This is a genomic window from Chitinivibrionales bacterium, from assembly GCA_035516255.1.
Lineage (GTDB): Bacteria > Fibrobacterota > Chitinivibrionia > Chitinivibrionales > FEN-1185 > FEN-1185.
Window position 1 is genome coordinate 44,826 of sequence record DATJAL010000010.1, and the last position, 9,370, is coordinate 54,195.

General features: G+C 57.4%; 8 protein-coding genes. 3 read left to right on the top strand and 5 right to left on the bottom strand.

The genetic code is table 11. The annotated features are described in order from the left end of the window. Positions 1-192: 192 nt before the first annotated feature. From VLX68_03850 to VLX68_03860, 3 genes are read left to right on the top strand one after another with little or no spacing between them, the layout of a single operon-like run. A complete protein-coding gene (locus tag VLX68_03850) occupies positions 193-2,121 on the top strand; it encodes an alpha-amylase/4-alpha-glucanotransferase domain-containing protein (GenBank protein ID HUI91362.1) in 1,929 nt (642 codons plus the stop codon). Beyond that, positions 2,111-2,740, top strand: coding sequence for an STAS domain-containing protein (locus VLX68_03855; GenBank protein ID HUI91363.1), 630 nt, complete (start codon positions 2,111-2,113; stop codon positions 2,738-2,740). The genes VLX68_03850 and VLX68_03855 overlap by 11 nt, the downstream gene beginning before the upstream one ends. Beyond that, positions 2,737-3,498, top strand: coding sequence for a transglycosylase SLT domain-containing protein (locus VLX68_03860; protein ID HUI91364.1), 762 nt, complete (start codon positions 2,737-2,739; stop codon positions 3,496-3,498). Before VLX68_03855 ends, VLX68_03860 begins: the two co-directional genes overlap by 4 nt. A 367-nt stretch (positions 3,499-3,865) precedes the next feature. Here VLX68_03860 and VLX68_03865 read toward each other — a convergent pair whose 3' ends face one another. The 5 genes from VLX68_03865 to VLX68_03885 all read right to left on the bottom strand — a co-directional run. Continuing rightward, complete coding sequence (locus VLX68_03865; protein ID HUI91365.1) at positions 3,866-5,803, bottom strand: hypothetical protein; 1,938 nt, start codon at positions 5,801-5,803, stop codon at positions 3,866-3,868. After that, complete coding sequence (gene amrA, locus VLX68_03870; GenBank protein ID HUI91366.1) at positions 5,778-6,470, bottom strand: AmmeMemoRadiSam system protein A; 693 nt, start codon at positions 6,468-6,470, stop codon at positions 5,778-5,780. Before amrA ends, VLX68_03865 begins: the two co-directional genes overlap by 26 nt. A gap of 441 nt (positions 6,471-6,911) precedes the next feature. Next, on the bottom strand, positions 6,912-7,739 hold the full coding sequence (amrB, locus tag VLX68_03875) for an AmmeMemoRadiSam system protein B (protein ID HUI91367.1): 828 nt from the start codon (positions 7,737-7,739) through the stop codon (positions 6,912-6,914). 290 nt (positions 7,740-8,029) lie between these two features. Beyond that, on the bottom strand, positions 8,030-9,127 hold the full coding sequence (gene amrS / locus VLX68_03880; GenBank protein ID HUI91368.1) for an AmmeMemoRadiSam system radical SAM enzyme: 1,098 nt from the start codon (positions 9,125-9,127) through the stop codon (positions 8,030-8,032). Between the two features lie 132 nt (positions 9,128-9,259). Continuing rightward, positions 9,260-9,370, bottom strand: a 111-nt coding sequence (locus VLX68_03885) for an IS3 family transposase (GenBank protein HUI91369.1), incomplete at its 5' end; no start/stop codon positions are given.

Below are 9,370 nucleotides of genomic sequence, written 5' to 3' on the forward strand. Positions count from 1 at the left end.
CCTTGGAAATCCCTGACGAGGGAGAAGTGCCCGAAGGGGTAGAACCGGTGCCGTGACCGGCAGGCGCCATGATTATTTAGGTAGTTATGAAACAGGCCGGACTTCCCCCGCCAGAATTTTTACATATTTAATAATAATTTCTATTCATTACCCGTTGTCTCACTCCCCCGGCCATTATATACTTTAACTATTATGAAGCGCCATTCCATCGCCTTTCTCATCCATCCGTTTAAAAATTCCCTGATCCCAAAAAACAAGTTCAGGGAGGCGGTGAACGCGTTTGCCGAGACGGTGATCGAGATCGGCTCCGCATACCAGAACATCAGGCTCAACCTCGTGATGCCCGGCTATTTTCTCGAGGCGATTGACCCTATGCTTCTTTTACAGCTGCGTGAGATGCACAAGAAAGGCTCCATCGAATGGTTGACAACAGGGTATACCGAGCCGTTTTTGAGCTTTTCGCCGCAGTGGCTCCTCAACGAAAACCTCAAGCACGGCATGACCTTGTTCCAAGAATACGCGGGTACCCGGCCGACCGGCTTTGTGCCGCCCTTTTCGAATTGGGAGCCATCGTACATCGACACGCTGGCCGAAAACGGCATCCAGCACATCGTGCTGTCGCGCTCCCTGCTCGCAAGCCAGTACCGGCCGCGGCTCGGCTACTGGATCACCGAGTTCGCCGGCTCCGCGACCGTGCTGTTCCCGGTGCATTCGGTGTATCCATCGGCCGTGGCGCGGAACATGGAGGCGTGGATTCAGGAGCAGTTCAGCGCCGACACCAGCGACATTGCGCCTGTCAAGCTTTTATGCATAGACTTCCTGTGCCCGCTCCTGTCGCAGGACGTGAACATCGCCCAGGACGGGCTCAAGCAGACCGCCGCAGCGTTCGAGAGGCTGCTGCTTACCTATCAGCCGATCCGCTTCACGGAATTCCTTTCGTCGAACCCTCCGCTGGGGCTCATGTACCTTCCGCAGAGCCTGGTGATCCGGCGCGACGACGCCGACCCCGCGCCGCATTTCCTCAACTACCTGCATTCGTTCGACCAGATCGGCATCGTGCAGCGCAAGCTCATGGACATCGCCGACGCCATCGAGCTCCGCAAGGACGCCAAGCACACCGAGCCGGTGCGCAAGACGCTCTTCTTTGTCCAGGACATCAACCGATACCTTCCCTCCACCACGAGCGGTTTCACGCGGCTGCGCGACCGCATGTGGTGCTTTGACCGGCTCATCGAGCTCGAGCGCGCGCTGCGGGAGCGCGACGACATCGCCGGCGGCCAAATCCGCATCGCCGACTTTTTGCGCAACGGCGGCAAATGCATCATCATGACAAACAAGAATATTGCCGTGTACCTCGACCATAAGAACGGCGGCGGCGTGTTCGAGCTGGACTTCAGGCGCAGGCGCGTGAACGTGTGCGCGGGCTATAACCCGTCGCGCCACGCGCTGCCCATGGTGATCGAGCCCGGGCTTTCCTACACGCTTTTCGTGGACCGCTTCGTGGACGCCGCGACCCAGGCCGAGCAGTACCGGTCGAGGAACGCGGCCGAGCTCGGCGATTTTTATTCCGGCGCCTACGATTACAAGATCAAGAAGACCGACGCGAGCATCAAGGCCTCCCTGTACCGGCAGGGTTCGCTGCTGCAGGGCGACAAGAACTGCCCGCTTTCCATGGAAAAGGTGCTGGGCCTTGAAAAAGACCAGCCCGCGCTCCCGTTTGTCTATCAGATCACCAACAATTCGCTCACGCCCTATTTATTCAGGATCGCCGTCGAGCTCACGTTTTCCCTGCCCGGCATCGCGGACAACACCGCGTACCTCATGTACGGAAAAGAAAAACGCGCCGCGCTCAAGGACGGCCTGGCCGAGCTTTCACAGGTGTCGCAATGGCTGCTGTGCGACCCGGCGTGCGGGGTGATGATTCACTGCACGCTGCAGAAGCCCGTGGACGTCTGGTGCTTTCCCGCGGTGCCGCCCGGCGTCGACCCGCAGCAGGCCGAGGCCATCACCCTCGTGCTCACCGCGCCGGTCACGCTTGACGGAAGCGGAATGTGGTCGCTTCTCGGCAAGCTGCGGTTCAGGCGCATGGCCCTTACAAGGAAACCCGCCGATGAGATCTGAGGCGCTCGATATCACGTTGGAGGGCAGGGGACGCACCCTCTGGCTGTTTCTGTCCGGCCCGTTCCACCAGGAGCAGGTGCCAAGCATGCGCGAGAAAATCGCCGGCCTCATCGACGACGGCAACCGGCATCTCGTGATAGACCTCGAAAACGTTATTGACATAGACGAATCGGCGACGCAGATGTTCCTTTCCCTGCTCAACATGATGCGCAGCAAGGGCGGCGACATCTGGTTCATTTTCAAAAACGAGAACGTGTCCAAGGCGTTCGGGCCGTTCAAGACCATTTTTCCGGTGTATCCCGACGCGCAGTCGCTTCCGGCCGGCGGGTTTCTGTCGTCGCTGCGCCGCAGCAGCAGGATGCTCTCACGGAAAACCGGGATACGGCTGTCGCGGCCCATCGCCCTCACCCTGCTGGTCACGCTGTTCGGGTGGATCCTTACCCTCATGGTCATCATCTATGTCCAGAGCCAGCAGATCCACCGGCAGGAGACGCAGATCAGAACATTGACTGAATGGAACAGCGCCGCCGGCGCGGAACTCAAGGAGCTCCGCGAGCGCATCAAGCCGCTCGAGCAGCTCGGCGTCCTCAAGGACAGCGCGCCCAAGAAAAAGCCATGAGCACCACGCCTTCAGCGCAGGCACTGCGCCTCGGCCTTCTTGTCCACGGGAACAAGATCTGGATCTCCGAGTTTCTCAGCATTTTCCTTGTGTCAAGCGTCCTGCTCGTGTTCTTCGCCCTCACCCTGCTCATCATCATCAATGAGACGCTGCTCCACGCAAACGAGCAGCGCATCGCCACGCTGTCGTCGCAGAAGCAGGCCATGGTAAAAATGCTCGCCGACGTTTCGTCCACCGTGAAAATCATGGAGTCCATGCGCGCCGTCCTGGGCGCCAGGGTGCCTTCCCAGACCTGCGCCCAGCTCGCCGGCCTCGTCAAGGAGAGCAGTTCCGCCTTCGGCTACGATCCGCTGCTGCTGCTCGCCGTGATCGAGGTGGAGAGCAAGTTTTCGGCGCGCGCATCGGGAAAGTACAGAAGCGGCATCGCAAGCGGCGCGTTCGGTCTCATGCAGCTCAAGCTCGAGACGGCGCAGGAAATCGCGGCGAGCCTCGGCATGAAGGTGAGCAGCGCCCGCGACCTGTACCGGCCCGAGGTGAACGTGGCCCTCGGCGTGGCATACCTCACGCAGCTCATTGCCCAGTTCAAAAGCTTCAAGCTCGGACTGCTGGCCTACAACCAGGGCCCGGGCGTGATCCTCGAGCAGCTCGCCTCCCAGCAACCGCTGTCGATTGACTATTACCACAGGGTGTTGAGAAAGTATTACAAGTTCAGGGCGGTGACGGACAGTCTGGAACTGGCGGGGATTAATAATAAATAAATAAAATGGGCGTTTCCCGAGATCAGGACGTTAGTTTCCCGCCCTGATCTCGGGTCGGCCCTCACTCCGGTCTCGGGCTCGCCCTCGGGCCGTGGCAGCGCCGCGCGCAGACATTTTCTACCGCGAATTCTTTCCCCCTTATCAAGGTGGATACCGCCGGAGGCGGAGGGGGATGGTCCAAGAGGGTTGAGTTGCGAAGGGGCGACGCCTCGCGAGCGTAATGCGAGCGACCTCGCGCGCCCCCTTTGCTGGAGGGGGTGTGCCCCCGGATTACCCCCGCCTTCCTGGTGTACATTTCCATTTTAGCAAGGAAGGCGGCGGAAGCCGGGGCCCGGGGGAAACGCGAAGCGGTGCCCCCACCAAACTATTAATTTCTCACATTGACAATTTCAACAATAACTTTCATTACACAGATCCCCATTGCAACCGGCAATATCCCGAACAGAGGCACCAACACCGTCGAACACAGCGCCATCCCCATTGCCCCGCCGAAAACATCGGCGGCGTAGAGCGGCCCGATGCCGGTTGACTGGCGCGACACGATCTGGCCGCCGCCGAGAACGCCCATGCCCGCGTGAAGGAGATAAAACAGAAACGCGGGCGGGCAGGGAATGGCCCACAACAGCGCAAGGCTTCCGGCACAGTACAGGCCTATTGCCGAATCGGAAAACGGGAGTTTCTTGACGAGCGCGCCGAGTGCGAAGCCGGCGGTGAGCGCGACGAGCAGCAGGGAGACGCGCGAATATAGCGCGCCGTAGGTCGCCTGGTACATGAGCAGAAGGCTTACGGAATACAGGCCGATCGCGAGCCCGCTCGTCGCTACCGAAAGCCCTTCACGCGTTTTGGGGAGAAACCAGATGACCGCAGCGCATACTACAAAAAGAAAGACCGCAAGGAGCACGACGCTGTTCTTGAAGAGCTCCAGCCAGGTCTGCAGGCCCAGAAACAGCGTTAAAGGCCGGTCCTTGGTGTTGATCAATTCGTTTGACGGCTTTTTGTTAGCCTCGGCCAGCCGTTCTTCAGACAGGCCCGGGATAATCGTTGATGAGAGGTACTCGGTGCCAACAGGCACCTTCCATGTTTTTGCGAGGGACGCATCCGACGCCATGAAGGTATATCCTTCGCCGGGAAACACCAGCACGTTTTTAAACACGGCGCCGAGAGTGGCATGCAAGGCGTCATACATTTTCTTTTCCGGAGGGCTCATATAATTTTCGGAAAACGCCAGGGTGAAGGTCACGATGCCGGAATCAGCCAACAGTGACTTGACATGGCGGAAAAACGATTCCGTATAAAACCGGTTTTCCACGGCGCTGCGCGGAACGCCCGCCCCGATGAACACGATGCCGAACTTCTCCGCCGGTAAAAATGTCTCGGGCGATACAAGAAGGCTTCCCTTGCGCGCAAGCTTTGGCTCCGTCTCGATGTCGGTCACCGCAAGGCTTGAATACTTGGCCAGCTCGGCGCAATGCCCCCGGTCAAGGATCACGAGTGCTTGTTTTTCAGAAGGCCGTTGCGCCATGGGAATGTGCACCGCCTGCTCAAGCGCCGGCTTTTGCAGGTTCGATTTGTACACCACGCCGTTCTGTAGAAACGTGGTGTCTTTCCCGGAAACGACAGGCACTATTTCGCCTTCATGGCCGTACAGTATCCGGTTGACCGGAACGTTGTATTTCCACTGTATCGAAGGGCCGTCAAGGGCCCACAAAGCAACAAGGGCCGCGGCCGCAACGGCAAACTGCCATGGGCTTCCCAAACAGAGCCACAGCAGCGGCAGCGCCGCAAAGACAACGATGAAACTGTTATGGACAAACAGGAGTATGCAGGCGTACACGCACAGCGCGCCGGCAACGCCGCCCGAGTTTTCCCATCCGTAAAGTTGCCTGGAGTTTTGCCCGGAGGAAAACAACCTGCCCAGCACATAGCCGTTGATAACGGTCACCGGCGCCTCGCTCGCCATGAGAATGCCGAGCATGGCAAGCGGCGAAACCGTCTGTCCCTGTAAAAGCGGCAGGCGGCCTGCCCTGACGAGAAACATGCCCGCAATTGCGGCAATGATAAGGAGCGCTGCCGGCGTTCGCGCGTTGAAAGACCGCGTTTTTTCCGCGCGGGCACGCGCGGCGAGCGCGGTGCCGAGGCCGGTGCACGCAAGCCACACGCTCAGAATCATGCCGATGGAAATTTCGTTGCCGGAAAACACGGAAAGGCATTCGCGGAAATACACGCTCTGCACGGCGGCGGAAAAAACGCCCGCGGAAAAAATCAGCAGGGCCGGGCTGCTACTGCTCCTCGAAATGCACGGCACGGTAGCGCTTCACTTCTGCTGTTTTCCACCCGTCCGGCGGCATGCCGCCCTTCAGGGAAAGGTGCTCGAGGAAATCGACCTTGTCCGGGAGCTGGCCCCACACCTGCGGTAGAAAGGTTGACTGATGGTAACCCTTGGTGAGGATGATGCCGTCCTCGCCGGGCACGAGCCGGGCGAGGAGGTCGTCGGGATCTTTGTACGTTAACGGCACGGGTTTGGTCAGCACCGAAACCTCCACCTTGATGTCGCCGAGCTCGGCCGGCCTCACCGGCGGAAAACGCGGGTCTTCGAGCGCGGCGTTCCTGGCGTTGTCCATCACTGCCTCGAACAGCGGCTTGATGCCCTCGATGTACCCGATGCAGCCGCGCAGCTCGCCTTTCTTCGTGAGCGTCACAAAGCAGCCGCGGAATTCCTTGGTCATGCTCGGCGTGTCGGACGGCGCGACCGGCGCCTGGTCCTTTACCGCGGCCTCGAGGTTCCGGCGCGCGAGCTTGAGCAAAAACGCCTTGACATCCGGCGATAATTCGTCGGGCGAGGACGCCTGTTTTTTTGCATCGACGGCTTGTTTTTTCCCGTCCGGCTTGGGCGAAGCGTCGCAATTGATGGAGTTCATAAGCAGTGCTCCGAGGATAAGGACAATGGAAGGAATTATTGCAAAGGGTTTCATTTATTGCTCCTTGAGGAGCTGGGATTTGACGGATGCTGTACTTGTCACAAGTAATTTAGATGAAATTTCTGACTGTTGAAAGCCCCCCGAATAAGCATTTTGTCAATTCATTTCCGAAGGGCAGGGTTGTGGTGCTTCGCACCCTCCATTATGTCATTTGCCCTTTCCTTGCCGGGGTTAAGCTCAATCTGAGCTGCGCCAGCTCGCTCTTCGGGCGAGGCCCTTCCATGTCTTGAATTTGATTTTTATCCGCCCAACTATATTGAAGAACCCCGCCCCAAGTGGCGGGGATTCTTCCTTGGCTATGGAATTAGAATATTTTATAGTCGCCCGCTAACCCCGCGCCAAGTCGCGGGGAATGCGCGGGCCGTGCCATTCAACTTGTGTCAATGACCAGGCATCTCACCCGCCAGCGGACCGGGCCGCGTGACAGACTTACTTCTATTTCTTTACTGCCCCGTTTTTCTTTACATACGCGATCGACGCGTATCCCACCACCCGGTCTGGCGGTCCGTACTGCGGCGCGGTGTCGTAGGAGTTGCGCGCGTCAAGAAGCACCGGCGACAACGACAACATCTTGGCGAGCCGCATCACCACGCGGATGGGCATCTTGCCGCACGCGTCGATGTCGCCCTTGTCGTCTCCGGAAAGGATGGCGTCGACGGTCTTCTTGTCTATCGCCTTGGCCTCGGGACTGCTGTGGTAATGCGAGAGGTCGGAAGAGGCGATCACCGCGGTCGATTCGTCGATGAGGGGGAAAATCGCGTCGGCCGCCTTCTGCGGGTCTATGTCGTTGACCAGCAGCGGCACGATCTTGAACGACGAAAGCACCACCTGCAAAAACGGCACCTGAACCTCGATGCTGTGCTCGGGCTCATGGGCATTGGGGTCTTCGTACGCGAGCTTCGCCGACAAGAGCTTGTTCACACGGGCCGTGTCGACCGCCACCCGGCCGAGCGGCGTCTGGAACCAGTCCGCCCCCGCCGAAGCGATGCCCCGCACGTAAACGTGGTGGGGCGGGCCCAGTATGATCACGGTTTTTATGCTCTTGTCAAGCGCAGCGTACCCGAAACCGGCCACCGGCCCGGAAAAAATGTATCCGGCGTGCGGGGATATGAGCACTCTCGACGGCGAAGCGGGCTTTTTCGCCTTTGAGAGATAGGATTCGATGTCGCGCTTGAGCTCGGTGGGATCATCGGGGTAAAACTGGCCCGCCACCGCGGGTTGGCGGACTTTTTCATTCTCACCCGCATCACTTTTAGGCGCCATAATCAGCACTCCTGTTATAATGAAAAGAAGTGTGAAGTATGATTCGGATAATAATCTGTTTTTAAGTGTGAGAATTTCTTTCATAGATAAGAATAAATATACTACTATTTTAATTGTGATACCCAGTTGAAAAGCTTTTCACCACTATCCTAGAAAACGCATTCCGCCATTGTCCGATCATCAGTCAACCCACTCATACTATGAGGTTAAAAATTGCAAAGTAAAGATTTGTTCAGGTTGATCTTGTGAAACGATTCCCCAGGAGATCAGATCGCTGAAAGCTCCGGGCGCTACGCCCAAATCCCCTTGATCACCGCCCCGCAATAGGAACATTTGCCGCCTTTGATGGCGTTCTTCTTTATCGTGTACCCCTCGCGCTCCACAACGGCCTTCTTGCATGAGGGACAATAGGTATTGGAGTCGATTTCCGCGACATTACCAACGTACACGTACCTGACCCCCTCGTCGCGGGCGATCTTCTGCGCTTTTTGGAGGGAATCGGTGGGCGTGGGAAAGAGATTTTCCAGCTTGTAAAGCGGGAAAAAGCGCAGGAAATGCAGCGGCACCTCGGCGCCGAGGTTCTGCTTGTGCCAGGCGCACATCTTGCGGATCGTGTCGTAATCGTCGGTCCATGTTGGCACCACGAGGTTCGACACTTCGACCCATATCCCGAATTTAACGGCGTTGGCGATCGCGTCAAGTATAGGTCCCAGCTTCGCGGAATTCAGCTTGAGATAGGTCTCGTTCTTGAACCCTTTCAAATCGATGGTCGCCGCGTCCATGAACTCTGAAAGCTCTTTGAGAGGAGCCTCGTTGATGTAGCCGGCAGTGACAAGGATGTTTTTAAGGCCAGCCTTTTTCGCGAGCTTCGACGTTTCCAGCACGTATTCGTACCACACGATCGGTTCCGAATAAGTGTAGGCGATCGATGAGCATTGTTCGCGTTTCGCCTCTTCGATGACTTTTTCCGGCGGCAGATACATGTTCTCGGTGTCTTTCGGGAACTGCTGGCTTATGGTGTAATTCTGGCAGTTGAGGCAGCGCAGGTTGCAGCCCGCTATGGCCAGCGAATATGCCTTTGTGCCGGGCAGAAAATGGTACACGGGCTTTTTCTCGACCGGATCAACATGGATGGCGCAGGGGTTTGCATAGCCGTTGTTGACGAGCGTGCCCTTCACGTTCTCGCGCGTGCGGCAGAGCCCGGTTTTTCCGTCCTGAAGAATGCATTGGTGCGGGCACAGCTCGCAGGCAACGGCGTTATCCCCCATCGCACTCCAGTACAAGGCGGTCTTGCGCTGGGGTGCGGTCTTGGCAAAACATACGGAAGCACTACACATGCCCGCGAGGCATGCGGCGGAGGATTTGAGCATTTCACGGCGGGTGATCATGGTAATTTAATAGACCTCTTGTTTTGAAAAATAATTATCCCCTACCGGATTGAATATACCGTTCTTTATTCGTTTTTGGGAGGTATGAAATTTTTATAAAATTGATCTTGCCCCGAAACTGTGGACACTAATTTAAGGTGTCAAAGATACGTTTTCGAACTCAACCGGACTTTTATATCCCAGAGTCGAATGCAATCGCTGACGGTTATAAAAAGATTCAATATACTCGAAAATATGCTGTCT